The organism is Clostridium perfringens (genome assembly GCF_016027375.1).
In the GTDB taxonomy this organism is placed as follows: domain Bacteria; phylum Bacillota; class Clostridia; order Clostridiales; family Clostridiaceae; genus Sarcina; species Sarcina perfringens.
In genome coordinates, this window is the sequence record NZ_CP065681.1 from 1,734,717 (window position 1) to 1,752,436 (window position 17,720).

A 17,720-nucleotide genomic window follows, 5' to 3' on the forward strand; every position below is an offset into this window, starting at 1 on the left:
AGATGAAGTGATTATATGAGAAAATATTATAAACCTAAAGAATTTGCAGAATTATTAAATGTATCAGTTATTGAGCTGAAAAGGTGGGATAATGACAGAAAATTAAAAGTATTTAGAACTCCTACAAATAGAAGATGCTATACTTATGAACAGTATCTTGAGATACAGGAATACATAAAGAAACAAATAGTAGAAAAATAGTTATTTATACACGAGTTTCAACTTCTAACCAGAAAAATGATTTAAAAAATCAAGTTGAATTTCTTAGACAATATGCTAATACTAAAGGAATAATAGTAGATGAAGTTATAGAGGATTATGGAAGTGGACTAAAGTATAATCGTAAAAATAGAATAGACTTATTGATAGTTGTATGACAAATGAGATAAGTACAATTATTATAACTGATAAAGATAGATTTATGAGTTTTGGATATGATTGGTTTGAAATTTTTTCAGATAAATTCAATGTAGAGATTATAGTTGTAAATAATGAAAGTCTTTCTTTCACCACAAGAAGAATTATTCCAAGATATAATATCAATACTTCATATTTTTAGTTGTCGCATATATGGATTAAGAAAATATAAGAAAAAAATTAGAGGGGATGAAGAAGTTGAAAAGAGCATACAAGATAGAAATTAATCCTACTGATGATCAAAAATCTAAAATACACCAAACTATTGGTGTATCAAGATTTATATATAATTTCTACATTGCTCATAATAAAGAGATTTACGAGAAAGAAGGAAAGTTTGTTAGTGGTATGGACTTTTCAAAGTGGTTAAATAACGAATATATCCCAAATAATCAAGATAAAAAATGGATTAAAGAAGTATCTTCTAAAGCTACTAAACAAGCTATTATGAATGGAGATAAAGCATTTAAAGATTTCTTTAAAAAAGCTAAGGGTTTTCCAAGATTTAAGAAAAAGAAAAATCAAGATGTAAAAGCTTATTTTCCTAAGAATAATAAGACAGATTGGACTTTAGAAAGACATAGAGTCAAAATACCAACTTTAGGATGGGTAAGATTAAAAGAGTTTGGATATATTCCTAAAAATTCAGTAGTTAAAAGTGGTACAGTAAGTCAAAAAGCTGATAGATATTATGTATCTATATTGGTTGAAGAAACATATATAAAAATATCTAATCCCAATAATGAAGGTTTAGGAATTGACCTAGGTATTAAGGAATTTGCAATATGTTCAAATGGTAATAAATTTAAAAATATAAATAAAACTTCAACGGTTAAGAAAATCGAAAAGAAGTTAAAAAGAGAGCAAAGAAAACTTTCAAGGAAATATGAAAGTTTAAAAATAAGAAATAAAAATATAAAAGAAGGGAGAGCTACTCGTCAAAATATTCAAAAACAAGTAGTCAAAGTACAAAGACTTCATCAGAGATTAGCTAATATACGAACTGATTATATAAATAAAACAGTATTTTCAATAGTTAAGCAAAAACCAAGCTATATAACAATTGAAGATTTAGCAGTATCCAATATGATGAAGAATAAGCATTTATCTAAAGCTATTTCAAGTCAGAAGTTTTTTGAATTTAAAACTAAACTAATGTCTAAATGCAAACAAAATAATATAGAACTTAGAATAGTTGATAGATTTTATCCATCATCAAAGACTTGTAGTAATTGTGGAAAGATTAAGAAGGATTTAAAACTATCAGATAGAATTTATAAATGCGATTGCGGATTTACTATTGATAGAGATTTAAACGCAAGTATTAATCTTAAAAATGCAAAAGAATATAAGATAGCTTAAAATCAAAAGCACTTATATATGTACGGAGGGCTAACTTCGGAATTTAAGCCTTTGGAGAGCCATACAAAATCGTAGTAGCTTAGGCAAGGCGAGGCTTTATGAAGAAGGAATGATCTCGATATGGATACATTTGACCATATTTTGAGTAGCAGATAGGCTATGTATGTGATTAACTTTATAAGAGGGTTTTTAATGGCTTTAGCAGATAGTGTTCCAGGGGTTTCTGGTGGTACTATAGCATTTATAATGGGATTTTATAATAAGTTTATAAGTTCATTAAATGCTTTAACATCTACAAAAAAAACTGATGTAAGCAAAAAAGATGCTATAATATTCTTATTAAAATTAGGAATAGGTTGGATAACTGGTATGGTTTTATCAATATTATTTATAGCATCAATATTTGATAAAGAAATATATAAAATCAGTTCTTTATTTACTGGATTTATAATATTTTCTATACCAATAATAATTAGTGAAGACAAAGAATCATTAAAGAAAAACTATGGATACATAATATATGCTATTTTAGGAATAGCTATTGTTGCTGCAATAACATATTTTAACCCAGCTACAGGAAGTGCAAAAGGAACAAGTTTAGTATTAAATGAGTTTTCATTACCACTTGCACTATATGTTTTCTTTGCTGGAATGATTGCTATATCAGCAATGGTTTTACCAGGGATATCAGGATCAACATTACTTTTAATATTTGGTCTTTATGCACCTGTTGTAAATGGAGTGAAAGAAGTTTTAACATTTAATTTTAGTTATTTACCTATGCTTATAGTTTTTGGACTAGGGGTAGTTGTAGGAATAATAACTACAATAAGATTAATAAAATTCTTACTTTCAAATTATAGGTCTCAAATGATTTATTTTATAATAGGATTAATGATTGGATCTATATATGCAGTTTTTATGGGACCAACTACATTAGAGATTCCAAAGGCTGCTATGAATTTAAGTAGCTTTAATTTCCTATTCTTTATTATAGGAGGAGCTTTAATTTTAGGATTGCAACAGTTAAAAGGATACCTTGAGAAGAAAGAAAAAGTTTCTAATATATAAAAAATATATAGTAGCTGTCATTACGTAGAAGTAATGACAGCTTTTTCTTTAATATTGTAGATTTTTAGAATATAATAAGAGAAATAGAGGATTGTAGTCATTTCTTAATTAAAAATTAACCTTAAAGCCTTTGTTATACTAAATTTTTTATAGTATATTATTAATAAGCTAAAAATTTATTTATACGGAGGGATAAGCAATGTTTTTAAAAGAGTTAAATAAAGAACAAGGATTAGCATTTATAAATTTAGTAACTGAATTTGCTTTAGCTGATGAGAATATAAAAAAAGAAGAAGAAGATTTAATTCGTATATATCTTAAGGAATTAGATTTAGAAGAAGAGAAATTAGGAAATCTTTCATATGAAGAATCAGTAGAAACTATAAAAAATTCATCAGAAAAGGTTAAAAATATTGTTTATTTTGAACTTGTCAGAATAGGACTTGTTGATGAGGATTGTGATATAGAAGAAGTTGATTTCTTAGAAAAAATAAGCAAAGATTTAAATATATCAAGAGCTAAAAAAATACAAGTAGCTAATTGTTTCTATAACTTCTCAGAAAAAGATGGAGAAGAAAAATTAGAGGAAATGGCAAAAGATATAATAGGATAATAAAAAAAATAGAATCGGCTGTATCAAAATATAAGAATAAAAATTATTTTGGTATAAGCCTTTTTTATTTAATTATATGGAAAAATATGTATAATGGGGTTATAATTGAATTATAAAGTTATTAATAGGGGGAGAATATATGGGAAGTAAAGTTTTTGAGAGAAAAAATAGAGTTTATGATTTAAAATATAGTGATGATATAAGTAAAATTTGTAAACCTTATAAAATAGCTTCAAATATAGCTTGGATTGTAGTTGTAATTGCATTAGTAGAGCCTAGAGTTTTATTACCTACTTTTTTATTAAGCTTATTAATGTTTTTAAGTAAGAAAATGAAAGTATCATGGAGGGTAAGTACTTTTTTAGAAAAGGTGAGAAATGGAAGAGTCGATGAAGGAAAAAAGATTTTAAGTAAATTACAAGGGGATATAGAGGATCCTATTTATAAAGAACTTAAAGAGTTATTAAAAATATAAAAATTATCATTGACATAGAGGATAAAAGAATTAAAATAATTTAATAGGAACAGGAGATGATAATTAAAATGAATAATAAATACATGGTGGTAATTTCTTTAGATGCAGTATCTTCAAAAGATATTGAAATAATGAAGGAGTTACCTAATATATCTAAGCTAATGAAAGAAGGGTCACTTATAAAAAATGTAGAAACAATATATCCTTCTTTGACATATCCAGCTCATGTATCCATTATTACTGGGAAATATCCAGTTAATCATGGAATAACAAATAATATAGTATTAAATTTTAAGGATGAAAATCCAAATTGGAACTGGTACGGAAATAAAATAAAGGGAGAAACTCTTTTTGGACTAGCTAAGAAAAATGGTCTTACAACGGCTTCAGTGGTTTGGCCAGTTACAGGAAAAATGAAAATAGATTATAATATGCCAGAAATATTTGAGACAAAACCTTGGCATAATCAAATAATCATGTCTGCTTTAGCTGGAAGTAAAGTTTATCAATTTAGTATGAATAAAAAGTTTGGGTCTCTTAGAAAAGGTACAAAGGAGCCTTATTTAGATAACTTTGTTACAGCATGTGCTAAAGAGACAATAAAAAAATATAAGCCTAATTTAACTATGGTTCATCTAATAGATGTAGATTCTCATAGACATGATTATGGATATGAAAGTTTAGAAGCCTTAGAAGCTTTAAAAAGACATGACATTAGAGTAGGAGAGATAATACAGTGTTTAAAAGAGTCAGGAATATATGAAAACACGACATTGATTTTACTAGGAGATCATAGTGCAATAGACACTAATAAGGTAATAAGGCTTAATAGTGCCTTTAGGGAAGAAGGATTAATAGAATTAAAGGATGGAAAGCTTAAAAGCTTTAAAGCAATAGCTAGGGAATGTGGAGGCTCATGTTATATTTATTTAGATAATAAAAATAAAGAAGATGAGAAGAAATGTTTAGAAGTTTTAGAAAAGCTTAAGGAAGAAGGAGCTTTAGAATACATATTAAATAAGGAAGAGGCCATAAAAGCTGGAGCTAATGATCAATGTGATTTTATGGTAGAAGCTACTAGAGGATATTATTTTTCAAATGAATATGAAGGAAAAGTTATTGAGGAAACTAAAGATATAAAAAATAAACATACTTACAAAGCAGTTCATGGATATTCACCTAGAAAAAAAGATTATGGAACATTCTTTTTAGCTTTTGGAAGAGGAATAAAATCAGGTGTTGTTTTAGAGGAAGGTAAGCTTATAAATCATGGACCAACCTTAGGAAGAATATTAGGTTTTAATTTTCAAAATGCAGATGGAATAGTTGAAGAGAGGATATTGAATATATAATAATTTTCTATGATTTTGAATAAAATAATTAATTGAATAAAATTGTTGAAATTGTCGCAAAATTATGATATTTTAAAATAGTAGAAAAAATATTGCCAAAAATTATTTCATAATGTAGATATGTAATTAATTAAAAGAACGCTTAAAATAGCGTTTTTTTGCTTTTAATAATAATTCTAGAAAAAAGCTCTATAATAAAAGTTGATTCTGAGCATACTAAATATATAATTTAAGTTTTATAAAAAGATAATAGTTATCTTTTTATAGATATAGCTAAGATGTATTTAGTTTTTAATATATTGATAAAATAAAAATTAGTTAAAATATAGATTAATGTTAATATTTTAAATAGGTAAATTAAGAATAATTTGTTAAAATAATTAACAAAAGTGATATAATTATCTTTAGTAAAATTTATTTTATATATGGAGGACTAAAGATGAAAATACTAAAATGGCTTTTAATATTTATTCCTATAAGTATTATAGGTGAATTTATGCATTTTTCTCCAACTCTTATGTTTATATTATCTGCTTTGGCAATAGTTCCTTTAGCAGGTCTTATGGGAGAGGCAACAGAGGAAATATCATTTTATACTGGGCCAAAATTAGGTGGTTTTTTAAATGCTACTTTTGGGAATGCTACAGAACTTATAATTTCATTTTTTGCATTAAAAGATGGTTTGTTTGATGTAGTTAAAGCTTCTATTGCAGGTTCAGTAATAGGGAATATATTATTAGTGCTAGGTGCTAGTATGTTAGCAGGAGGATTAAAATATAAAACACAAAGTTTCAATAAAAAAGTGATGGAAACTAGTTCAAGTATGTTGTTATTTGCTGTTATTGGATTAACAATTCCTGCTATATTTATGCATACAATAAAGCCAGAATTTTTAAACACAAAATATGAAAGTTTAAGTGTAATAGTTGCTGTAGTAATGTTTGCTATATACATATTAAGTTTAATATTCTCATTTTTCACTCATAAGGATATATATGCAGTGGAACAAGATGAGGAAGATGGAGAAGCTAAATGGTCATTGAAAAAGGCCATAACAGTGCTTGTTGTAGCTACAGTAATAATTGCCATAGAGAGTGAATTTTTAGTTGGGGCAGTAGAACCAATGACAGAGACTCTTGGGTTAAGTAAGCTTTTTGTAGGTATAATATTAATTCCTATAATAGGTAATGCTGCAGAACACAGCACAGCAATAATAATGGCAATGAAAAATAAAATGGATGTTTCAGTGGAAATAGCTATAGGATCAAGTCTTCAAGTTATTTTATTTGTGGCTCCAGTATTAATATTTTTAAGTCTTATATTTAAGCCTATGAGTATAATATTTAATGCTTTTGAATTAGTAGCTTTAATAGTTTCAGTACTTATAGCTAATAGAATTGTTAATGATGGAGAATCAAATTGGCTTGAAGGGGTACAACTTTTAGCTGTTTACATAATAATAGCAGCTATGTTTATGATCGTTTAAATTAAAAGATTAATTAAATAAAACAGGTGAATTTTAAAAAGTACTTATAATATAAGATATAATTTCAAAAATTAAGAGGTTGCATATATAATTAATAATAAAAATTATGTATATGCAACCTATTAATTTTTTAAATTATAAAAATAAATTTTTAAGATTTTCTATAAGAAGTTTATTATCTTCAGGTTTTAAGACACAAACCCTAAAGAAATATTCATTTAAACCTTCAAAAGAAGAACAGTTTCTTATTATCAATCCTTTTTCTAAAAGTTTATTATAAAGTTCAGTAGCAGTGAATTTTTTAGATCTAATTTTACAAAGTATAAAGTTACTGTAACTTTCATATACCTTTAAGTCCTTTATTGAACTTAATTCTCTAAATAAATAATCTCTTTCTTCTTTTAACTTAGAGGTATTTGAAAGAATATACTCTTTATCCTTAAACATAATTTCTCCCATTGTTGTAGCAAAGATATTTATATTCCACAAATCAAGTTTTTCAACCATTGACTTTTTAATTTCTTTATTAGAAATAAGTCCATAACCTAATCTTATACCTGGAGTTGAGAAAAATTTAGAAGTTCCTCTAATTACAAATAGATTATTAAATATATCTACTAGTGGAGTAGAGGAGTAAATTTCAGGCTCTGTAAACTCAACATAAGTTTCATCAACCATGAATATTGATGAAGTATTTTTTAGTAATAAAGAAATTTCATCCTTTGAAAAGGCGAATCCAGTAGGATTATTAGGATTACAAATTATAACTAAATCAAACTTTGAAGAGTTTATGCTATCTATTAATTTGTTAACATCTATTTTAAAGTTATCTTCTTCTTTGGAAAAAAACTTAGTTATTTCACAATTTATCTTTTCAAGTTCACTTTCATATTCTGAATAAGATGGAGAAAGTAATAAAGCTTTTTTAGGGTTTATAACACTTATAAAAGAGGATATTAATTCTGTAGCTCCGCTACCAACTATAATATTTTCTTTTTTGCAATGACAATATTGAGAGATTGACTCCTTTAAATCTTTATATTTAGGATCTGGGTATATAGAAACCATATCAATATTATTTAAAATTGCATCTTTAGCTTTTTTAGATGCTCCAAAGGGATTTATATTTGAACTAAAATCTTTAATATCTTTTTTATTTATACCTAATTCATTTGATAAATCAAATAAATTAGCACCATGATTAATACTCATAAGTACCTCCTAAGTTTATATAACTTTTTATCTCTTATCTATAGTATAATTCTTTAATTAAAAAATAAAAAGGTCTAGATTTTAATGAAATCTAGACCTTACTTTATTTTAAGATGCGTATTTGCTTGTTACGCTTTTAGAACTTATAGCTTTAATAAGTCTATTAACAGGTAAAATACCTAAAAGTACTACACATATTAAGCCATCAGCACCTATTAAAGAACCATTTACTAAAAATGAATATAGAATTGGAGACATTCCTTCAGGAGCAAAGGATCCGAAGAAAACAACTCCTGAAATAAAGTGAGCCAAAAATTTTAAAAATATTGCTACTACAGCTCCTGAAATTCTATGATTTTTAAAGAATCCTGCTACCCCTAATGCCATATATGGTATAGGATAATCAAATAATACTTGTACAGGATGAAGGATATATGGATCTATAAATAAGGAAATTATACCAAATAAAAATCCAGTAAGCATTCCAACTAATGGACCATAAGCATAAGCAATAAGTATTATAGGAATCATACTGCCTAAAGTTATTCCTCCACCTTGAGGAAATTTATATATCTTTAGCATGTTTAATACAGCAGTAAGTGCTAAAGCAATTCCTATTGTTGTAAGCATTTTTGCATCAAATTTGATGTCTTTAGCCTTTATAAGTAAAACTAATATTATTAGGACTCCTATTAAAGTGAGAATTGTTAGTGGATTAGTTACAATCTCCTTAAAATTTCCTCCTAAATTAATTGATGAAAAACTTTGAATAAAATCATTTATTATTTGTGAAAATGACATCATAGTTTTTACCCCCTCCTTAAACTTTAAGTGTGCTTAGAGAGTCTAAAGAATGTAAATAAAAAACCGAATCTAAATATAGATCCGGTTTAAATACAGCCCTAAACGCTTCCCTACGCTGGAATTAACCAGATCAGGTGTTGAGGGTTAATGATAAAATAATCATCTCTCAGCCTAAAGGCACCCCTAGCACATGAAATAATTCTAAGTATATTTTATATGCAAATGACAATTAGGTCAAGTAATATTAATTATTAAATAAAAATTTTTATCAAAACTTACAATGTTTAAATTTAACCTATACCACCATATATTATTCCAAGAATTATTACTAGTATAGTAACTAAGATAAAAATGTATTTCCCTAAAGGAATAAACCATTTTCCAAGTTTTTTATGAGCTCCCTTATTTACTTCTATTAATACATTTTCGCCACCAATAATATAGTAGAATACAACAGCTACCAATAAAGCACAAAGTGGAGAAATTATTATTGTAATAAGATTTGAGAAGTTATCAAAGATTCCCATATTTAATGATAAAGGTATTCCACATAAAAAACAAAGGACTGATATTATAATTGAAGTTTTTATTCTATTTGACTTAAAGTGAGCCATGAAAGCTTCAACAGGCCCCTCTAACATATTTACAGAGGATGAAATAGCAGCAAATATTACACTAAGAAAAAATAATGTACTTAGTAAGGCACCAAAATTCATACCTTGAAATATTTTTGGTAAAGTTATAAATAATAAAGATGGCCCAGATGAAGGATTTAATCCATATGCAAAAACTGCTGGCATAATCATAAAAGATGCTAAAAGGGCAGCTAAAGTATCAAATATGGCAGTTTGTATTGCAGATGATGGAATATCAAATTTATCATTTATATAACTACCATAAACAACCATACCGCATCCATTAAGGGAAACTGTGAAAAATGCTTGGCCAAGAGCCATTACCCAAGTATCTATTTTAAATAAGTTTTCCCATCTTGGAACTAATAGATATTTGACTCCTTCAAAAGATCCTGGTAAAGTTAGAGATCTTATGATTAAAATTATAAAAATTAAAAGAAGTAGTGGCATCACTATTTTGTTTAATTTTTCTATACCACGGTCTATTCCTAAAGAAACTATTATTAAAGTTAATATTATTGCTAGGGCAAACCAAAAGATTGTATTAGGTGTGCCAGCAAAATTACTAAAGTAAGTAGTGGTGTCAATAGTATTAATAGATCCAGTTAAACTTAAGAAAAAGTATTTAAGAATCCAACCTATTACTATAGAGTAGAATATAAAAACTCCTGTTAATCCTATAGGAGGGAGCATACCAAAGAATTTTCCTCCCTTTAATGATTTACTTTTAAAAGATTCAACTATACCAGTATATGAACCTGCTTTAAACTTTCTACCAAAGGAAAATTCAGTTATAAGACCTGTAGTTCCAAGTATAAAAACAAATAAAAAGTAGGGTATTAAGAAAGCAGCACCTCCATATTGACCAAGTCTGTAGGAAAATAACCATATGTTACCAAGGCCTAAAGCAGCGCCAACACAGGATATTACAAATCCAAACTTTCCAGTAAAATTTTCTCGTTCTTTCATTTAAAATACCTCCTAGATTTTTATATAAATATAAAAAAATAGGTCATATAGTTAAACTATACGACCTATAGGGTATTAAAACTCTTTATTAAGGCCATATAGTATTACCTATGTGACCTATCTTTATAACGAAAATTAAGCCATCATAGATACAATCCAAAATTTCTTTGGAGTTTGTATCTATGACTGCATATATTCAATCATAAATACAAACTATCTATAATAGCAATAATAAGAATTATTAAGTTTTGCTTTTATTAAGTTTGTACTATTTATCATAAAAAATTCTCCTAAAAACAAATTTACATTGATTATATACCTAAAAATATTAAAATGCAAGGTTTAAATTGCTAAATATTATCAATAATGTTTAAATTAAGGTTATTGGCAAGAGTATAGGCATAATCCATAGTGTTATCCCAAAGATCACAAGGAGTGTGACAATCAGAGTTAATTAAGGTCTTAACTCCTGCTAAGGAAACCTTATTCCAAAACTTTTCATAGGGATAAGGGAATCTTTCTCCATCAGAATATTTTTTCTTTCCTCTTCTAATACCGTTTGCATTAAATTCTAATATGAAATCATATTTTTTTGCTGTATCAATAATTAAATTACAGGCTTTATCACAATTTTCATCCCAAGGAAAATCATTTATAAAGATTAAATCAGGGTGAGCTACAAAGTCAAAGTATCCACTTTTTATACCAAGACAAATACTTTTTGCATATTCTATATACTCTTTAGTACTTTTTAAGGAATATGTATTTTTCAATTCGCCATTTTCAGTTAAAAATAAGTGTTGACCTAGAGCTAAGTAATCAAATTTCAGCTCATTTTTTAGGTAATTATAATAAAAATCATCTGAAGGCAAATATTCTATTTCCAAACCAATTTTAATCTGAATAAAATTTTTAAATTTTATTTTAAGTTTTTCTAAAGTAGACTTATATTCCTCAAGTTCGTTAAAGTTCATTCTAAGATTAAATCTATTATCTGGATAAGGACCATGATCACTAAATCCTAAAATATCTAAGTTGTTTTTTATAGCTGCATCAATATAATCCTTATCCTCTCCCTTAGCATGTTTACATCTTTTAGTATGGGTATGAAAATTAATTTTTTTTAACATAAATTCCACTTCCTCTCCTCAAATAGAGTATATCAAAAAAGCAAATAAAAGATAAATATTAATAAATTTTAAACAGAAAAATGTTAACAGAAAATTCTTTGACTTTTTCTTTTGAATAAAATAAAATTATTCCACGATAAGTAATGAACCATATTTAAAGCAGATAGTTTACAAAGGAAACTTTATCTAATTAAAGTTATTTTATTATTAATATTTAAAGGAGATATGAACATGGGGTAAAATTTTGATTTGATTTTTTGAATAAAACATTATTTTAAATTAATTTATTAGAAGAGGTAAAAAGAGGAATGAAAATAAGATTAATAGAAGAACATGAATTAAACAAGGTTAAAAGTATTTATGATAATGTTGTAAAAGAAATGAATTTAAGAGGACTTTATAATTGGAACGAAAGTTATCCCAATACTGAAATAATTTTTAAGGATATCTCTAATAAACATCTTTATGGAATAGAAGCTTCTGGAGAAATAGTAGCTGTTGCAACTATTAATGATTATGCTTATGATGTTTATAATGATATTGCATGGCAAGTTGATGGACCATTTTTGTCATTTCATAGAATAGCTGTTTCACCATCTCACAGGGGAAAAGGATATGGAAGAAAAATGATAGATTTTGTAGAAGAAATGGCAAAGGAAAAAAAGTGCAATTCCATAAGAATTAGTGCTTATCATAAAAATGAAAATGCAGTTAATTTATATAAAAACTTAGGATATGTACATGTAGGAGAAATGATGTCTATGAGAGATATAGTAGAACCTTTCTTATGTCTTGAAAAATCAATAATGTGATTATGATATGAACCAATTTATAGTTTTAAATAGACTATGAATTGGTTTTTTTATTGTTAAATTTGCATTAAGGTTATGTAAAGTGAGAATAATGAGTTTTTTTTATGAATAAACATATAATGAATGCTATGAAAAAAATAGGGTAAAAGATTAAAAAATGTAGTTATTACTCTATATATGTTGAAAAGAGGGGAGGGAAAATTAGCATTTAAAAATTTGTTTCAAGGGGGATTCATATGAAAAAGGATTATAAGATTTTAATAACTAAAGCATTATCCTTAAGCATGGTAGGAAGTTTATTTACATCTTATCCTACTTTTGCTAAGGAATTTAAAGCACAAGAGGGAGACTTAATAATATCTGAATATTTACATGGACCATCTAATTCAAAGGCTATTGAAATATTTAATGGAACAGGGGAAGGAATAAATCTTTCTAATTATGATTTGGCTGTATATTCAAATGGAAAATATGAGGGGAGTCCAGTTTCTCAAAGTTTAGAAGATAAGATTATAGAAAGTGGAGAGACTTATGTAATTTACAATAACCAAGGAAAAGATGAAAAATTTACTGAGGTTATAAATGATTTAGAAAATAAATTAGGGGTAGGAAGCCAAACAGTAGGTTTCAATGGTGATGATGTTATATTACTTAGAAAAAATACTGGAAATGGATACGAAATAATAGACTCCTTTGGAGCTAAGACAGAAAAAGATAAAAAGTTTTATGATAGTAAATTCATAAGTGCTAGAAGAAAATCTGAAATAAAAGATGGTGAAAATAACATAGATAAAACACCATTTGATGTTTCTATTCAATGGGATGTAGATACAGAAAATTTATATGATGATTTAGGAAAGCATGATATTTCATGGAGTGAAGGAGAAAATCCTTCAGGAAAAGTTCTTAAGGTAAAGGAAGCAAGAAATAAAAACTTAGGAGAGGAAGTTACTACAAGAGGTGTTGTAACTTTTAATGATAGAAATAAAACTCTTCATATACAGGATGAAACAGGAGCTATTGCAATTTCAAACTTTAAATCAGGAGTGGATTTTGGAGCAATAACTAAGGGGAATAAGATTGAAATAAGTGGCACATTAGATAATTTTAATGGATTACTTCAAGTACAAGCTACTGATATAAAAGTCTTAGGAGATTTAGGAATGCCTGATCCTAAGTTAGTTACTATTAAGGAATTAAAAGAGTCAAATTTTGATTCTCATTATATTGAGTTGAAAAATACAGTAGTTGATTTAGAAGCTAAAACATTAACACAAGGAGAGGATGTTTTAGATATTTACTTTATACCTTCAGGTTTAGAGGTTAAAACAGGAGATTTAGTAGATGTAAAAGGCGTTATTGGAAGATTCAATGATAAAGTTCAACTTTATGGTTCTTCAGCAGAGTTTACAAAAATAGTTGAAGATAATGAAAGTCCTGTAATAACTCATAAAAAAATTGAAAAGGCCAATATAAACGAAGATTTAAACATTGAAGCTAAAGTAAGTGATAATAATAAATTAGAAGAGGTATCTATTAGCTTTAAGGGAAAAGAGGATACTGAATTTAAAAAAGTAGTATTAAAAGAGGAAGATGGAATATTTAAAACTTTAATACCTAAGGAAGATTTAAAAGCTTCTGGAATGGAATATTATATTAAAGCTAGTGATGGTAAAAATATTTCAAGAGTACCAGAAAGTGGAGTATATGCTTTTCAGGTAGTAGACGAAGACTTAAGTGGACCAGAGGTTAAGAATGTTTTACCTAAGGAAAACTCAAGTGTAGGAGAAAACAGAAAACCTATTATAAGTGGAGAATTTATAGATAATTCTGGAGTAAATGTAGAAAGTGTAAAAATTAAATTAGATAATGAAGACATAACTAAAGTAGCTGAAATAACAGAAACTGGTTTTTCATATGAGATTAAGGAAGACTTAGAGGATGGAGAACATAGAGTGGAAGTTAGTGTAAGTGATTCTTTAGGAAATAATAGGGTGAAAGAATGGAAGTTTAGAGTAGGAAAGATAAATCATTATTATGGACAACTACATTCACATACTAATATTTCAGATGGAACTGGAAGCTTAGAGGATGCTTATAAATGGGCAAGAGATGAAGGTAAGGCTGATTATTTTGCCGTAACAGACCATTCAAACTGGTTTGATAATGATACTGAAGCTAATATAAATGATGGATCAATGAGTAAAGCTTGGACTAATGCTCAAAATATATCTGATAAATATAATGATGATGGTAACTTTGTTGCTATGTATGGTTATGAAATGACTTGGTCAGGATCTACTGGAGGCTGGGGACATATAAATACATTTAATACTCCAGGATTTGAAACAAGAAAAAATAGTGATATGAATTTAAAAAATTATTATAATACTATTTCTCAATTACCAGAGTCAGTTTCTCAATTAAATCATCCAGGAAAAACTTTTGGCGATTTTGCAGACTTTGGTTTTTATAGTGAAGGGGCAGACAAGGTAGTTAATTTAATAGAGGTTGGAAATGGAGAAGGACCTGTAAGAGGTAGTGGATATTTCCCAAGCTATGAATATTATACAAGAGCTTTAGATAAGGGATGGCATGTTGCTCCTACTAATAACCAAGATAATCATAAGGGAAAATGGCTTACAGCAAATGATGCTAGAACAATAATATTATCAGAAGAAAATTCAAGGGATGCTTTATATAAAGCTATGAACAAAAAGCAAGTGTATTCTTCAGAGGATAAGAATACGACTATTGATTATACTGTTAATAATCAAATAATGGGAAGCAATTTAGGTGAAGTAGAAGACTTAGATTTTAATATAGAAATAAATGATGAGGATAAAGAGGATACTATAAAGAAAGTTTCAATAATAGCTAATGGTGGAGTAGAGGTCATTTCAAAGGAATTTAATAGCAATAAAGTTTCTTGGAATTTTAAGCTTAAACCTGAATATAGCTACTATTATGTGAAAGTAGTACAAGGAGATCAAGATATTGCAGTTACAGCTCCAGTATGGATTGGGGAAAATGTAAATGTAGGATTAAATGAATTAAAAACTGATAAAGATATGCTTTTAGTAGGTGACGAGGCTAAATTCTCAATAGAAGTTTATAATAATAGTTCTGAAAGATTAAACAATATAAAGGTTGAATTCTTCAATGGAGAAATTTCAGATGAGAAGAAAATTGGAGAAGAAATTATAGAAAGCTTAGAAGGAAATAGCTTAAAGGAAAGTTCTATAACATGGCAACCTGAAAGAGCAGGAGAATTTACTATTTATGCAAAAGCTACAATTTCAATAAATGGAACAGACAAGACATTTACTAAGAGTTCTAAGATAGAAGTTGTAAATGAAGGTGATGTTTATAAGGTAATGATAGATGGGGCTCATGATAATCAATATGTAACAGGAAACTATGCAGGAAAAATAGATGCTTTTGAAAAGTTATTAACAGAAAATGATTGTATTCCTATAATAAACAAAGAAGAAATAACAGAGAAATCTTTAGAAAATGTTGACCTATTAGTTATAACTGACCCTCAAGGAATTGATGAGCCTAAGTATGAAGTTTACAAAAGTAATTTTACAGATTCAGAAATTGACGCAATAGGAAAATACATGGATAAGGGTGGAAATATAATCATTACATCAAGGGCAGATTATAAAGATGGAGTTGGAGAGTATAGTAATGGTGCTCAATTAAATCCTATTTTAGAGAAAATAAATTCAGAATTAAGAGTAAATGATGACCAAGTTGCAGATTATGAAGTTAATGAAGGACAACAATTTAGACTTATGTTAAATAAGTATTCTTCTCCTAACTTTAATCTTGTTGAAGGATTAGGTGAAGAGGATAAATTTAGCTTCTATAGTGGATCATCAGTAGTATTAAAGGATGGAGCTAAGGGGGAAAAGGTTGACTTCTTAGTAAGTGGTCATGAATCTACAGGAACAGATGATTCAGATAATCAAGGGGATAATGTTCCATTAGAAAAAGGACAAGTTAATGTTTTAGCAGTAGAAGAATTATCTAATGGAGGAAAGGTAGCCGTAGCTGGAAGTACTTTCTTCTCAAACTTTGAAATAGATGGAACTAATGCTGAAAGTAAAAGTAATAGTAAGGTAACAAAAAATATAATAAATTGGATGTTGCCTGAAAAAGAATTAGAAAAGCTTACTATTAAAGAATTTAGAGAAGATAAAAATAATGATGGAGAACCAGATAGATTAGGAGAAGAGTATGTTTTAGAGGGAATAGTAACAGCTCAGTCAGAGGCTGTAGAACCTAAAAATGCTTTCTTTGAAGTTATATACATTCAAGATGAAACTGGTGGAATAAATGTTTTTGGTGTTTCTAATACTCCTGTAAAAGTTGGACAAAAAGTAAGAGTTAAGGGAAGAGTAGAGGCATACCAAGGTGAATTTGAAATACAAATAAGTGATGAAAGTGCAGATTTAGAGATAATTGATGAAAATATAAATGAAGTGAGTCCTAAAGAAATGAGCACTGGGGATAGTATGCTTCATGAAAATGAAGGATGGTTAACAAAGGTAACAGGCAAAGTTGTTAACATGGATGATAGCAATCTTTACTTAGATGATGGTTCAGGAGTTTCAAGAATATATGTTGAAGGATATATATGGGATGGAATAAATGAAAATATGAAAGGTAAATGGGATCCAAGAATAAAAGTTGGTGATACTGTTTCAGCAATAGGACTTAGCTCAGAAGACCCAGAGGGCAATAGATTAAGGGTAAGAAATACTGGAGAAATTGTTCTTCAGGAAGAAGAAAATCTTGGAGTTATAAACACTGAAATTACAAGTGATAAAAATGAAATAAAAGAAAATGAAAAAATAAGCTTATTAGCTAAAGTAGAAAATAGCAATAAGGAAGCTTTAGAAAATGTAACTTTAAAAATCTTTGCTAACAATGGTGAAAATGAAGTTTTACTAAAAGAAGAAAAAATAGATTCTTTAGGTGTTAATGAATCTAAGGAATTAACTTTTGAACATGCTTTTGAATCAGAGGGTAGATATAGTATAGGAATAAGGCTTTTTGATTCTGAAGGAAATGAAATAAAAAGTAAGAATAAAGAGTTTTCACTAGTTGTTTTAAAAGAAATTAATGGTGGAGATTCTGATAATAATGGGGATGCCAATAATGGTGGAGATTCAAATAATGGATTAGGAAATGATTCAGGTGAAGAAAATAAACCAGGCATAGATAAACCTAATACAGAGAAACCAGAAGAATTACCTAACACTGGTAATAGAATGAATGCTAACATGCTTATGGGCTTTGGAGCTTTATACTTAGCTTTAGGATTTTATATGGTTTCTAAAAGAAAAAAAGTAAGATAAATAATTTATTAAG

12 protein-coding genes, 1 pseudogene and 1 riboswitch are annotated in these 17,720 nt (G+C 27.7%); of the genes and pseudogenes, 9 read left to right on the top strand and 4 right to left on the bottom strand.

The window, feature by feature from the left end:
- The first annotated feature begins 15 nt into the window (after positions 1-15).
- The 7 genes and pseudogenes from I6G60_RS08445 (at position 16) to cax (ending at position 6,776) form a co-directional block, all read left to right on the top strand.
- Positions 16-644 (top strand): annotated as a pseudogene (locus I6G60_RS08445) (IS607 family transposase).
- The gene (locus I6G60_RS08450; protein WP_003460029.1) at positions 616-1,779 is read left to right on the top strand and encodes an RNA-guided endonuclease InsQ/TnpB family protein; all 1,164 of its coding nucleotides are present in this window, start codon (positions 616-618) and stop codon (positions 1,777-1,779) included. The pseudogene I6G60_RS08445 and the gene I6G60_RS08450 overlap by 29 nt, the downstream one beginning before the upstream one ends.
- Positions 1,780-1,938: 159 nt before the next feature.
- Positions 1,939-2,850 (top strand): DUF368 domain-containing protein, encoded by a 912-nt coding sequence (locus I6G60_RS08455; protein ID WP_003460063.1) that lies wholly within the window; start codon positions 1,939-1,941, stop codon positions 2,848-2,850.
- Positions 2,851-3,049: 199 nt separating this feature from the next.
- Entirely contained in the window at positions 3,050-3,463 is a 414-nt protein-coding gene (locus I6G60_RS08460; protein ID WP_003460053.1) for a hypothetical protein, read from the top strand.
- A 139-nt stretch (positions 3,464-3,602) separates the two neighbouring features.
- Positions 3,603-3,938, top strand: a complete 336-nt coding sequence (locus tag I6G60_RS08465; protein ID WP_003460059.1) for a hypothetical protein — start codon at positions 3,603-3,605, stop codon at positions 3,936-3,938.
- 68 nt (positions 3,939-4,006) lie between these two features.
- Positions 4,007-5,290: an alkaline phosphatase family protein gene (locus I6G60_RS08470; protein WP_003460067.1), complete on the top strand. Its 1,284-nt coding sequence runs from the start codon at positions 4,007-4,009 to the stop codon at positions 5,288-5,290.
- Positions 5,291-5,729: 439 nt separating this feature from the next.
- Entirely contained in the window at positions 5,730-6,776 is a 1,047-nt protein-coding gene (cax, locus tag I6G60_RS08475) for a calcium/proton exchanger (RefSeq protein WP_003460068.1), read from the top strand.
- 135 nt (positions 6,777-6,911) lie between these two features.
- Here cax and I6G60_RS08480 read toward each other — a convergent pair whose 3' ends face one another.
- The 4 genes from I6G60_RS08480 to I6G60_RS08495 form a co-directional block, all read right to left on the bottom strand.
- Positions 6,912-7,988 carry a pyridoxal phosphate-dependent aminotransferase gene (locus I6G60_RS08480; RefSeq protein WP_003460055.1) on the bottom strand — a complete coding sequence of 359 codons (1,077 nt, stop codon included), beginning with the start codon at positions 7,986-7,988 and terminating at the stop codon, positions 6,912-6,914.
- A gap of 108 nt (positions 7,989-8,096) precedes the next feature.
- Complete coding sequence (gene thiT, locus I6G60_RS08485; RefSeq protein WP_003449164.1) at positions 8,097-8,792, bottom strand: energy-coupled thiamine transporter ThiT; 696 nt, start codon at positions 8,790-8,792, stop codon at positions 8,097-8,099.
- Between the two features lie 90 nt (positions 8,793-8,882).
- Positions 8,883-8,987: riboswitch (TPP riboswitch) on the bottom strand.
- A gap of 95 nt (positions 8,988-9,082) precedes the next feature.
- A complete protein-coding gene (locus I6G60_RS08490) occupies positions 9,083-10,396 on the bottom strand; it encodes a sodium-dependent transporter (RefSeq protein ID WP_003476302.1) in 1,314 nt (437 codons plus the stop codon).
- Positions 10,397-10,746: 350 nt separating this feature from the next.
- Positions 10,747-11,535, bottom strand: coding sequence for a histidinol-phosphatase (locus I6G60_RS08495; protein WP_197925241.1), 789 nt, complete (start codon positions 11,533-11,535; stop codon positions 10,747-10,749).
- A 299-nt stretch (positions 11,536-11,834) separates the two neighbouring features.
- Here I6G60_RS08495 and I6G60_RS08500 point away from each other — a divergent pair, with 299 nt between their 5' ends.
- Positions 11,835-12,338, top strand: a complete 504-nt coding sequence (locus I6G60_RS08500) for a GNAT family N-acetyltransferase (protein ID WP_003449110.1) — start codon at positions 11,835-11,837, stop codon at positions 12,336-12,338.
- 236 nt (positions 12,339-12,574) lie between these two features.
- Positions 12,575-17,707, top strand: coding sequence for a CehA/McbA family metallohydrolase (locus I6G60_RS08505; RefSeq protein ID WP_003460047.1), 5,133 nt, complete (start codon positions 12,575-12,577; stop codon positions 17,705-17,707).
- Positions 17,708-17,720: the final 13 nt, after the last annotated feature.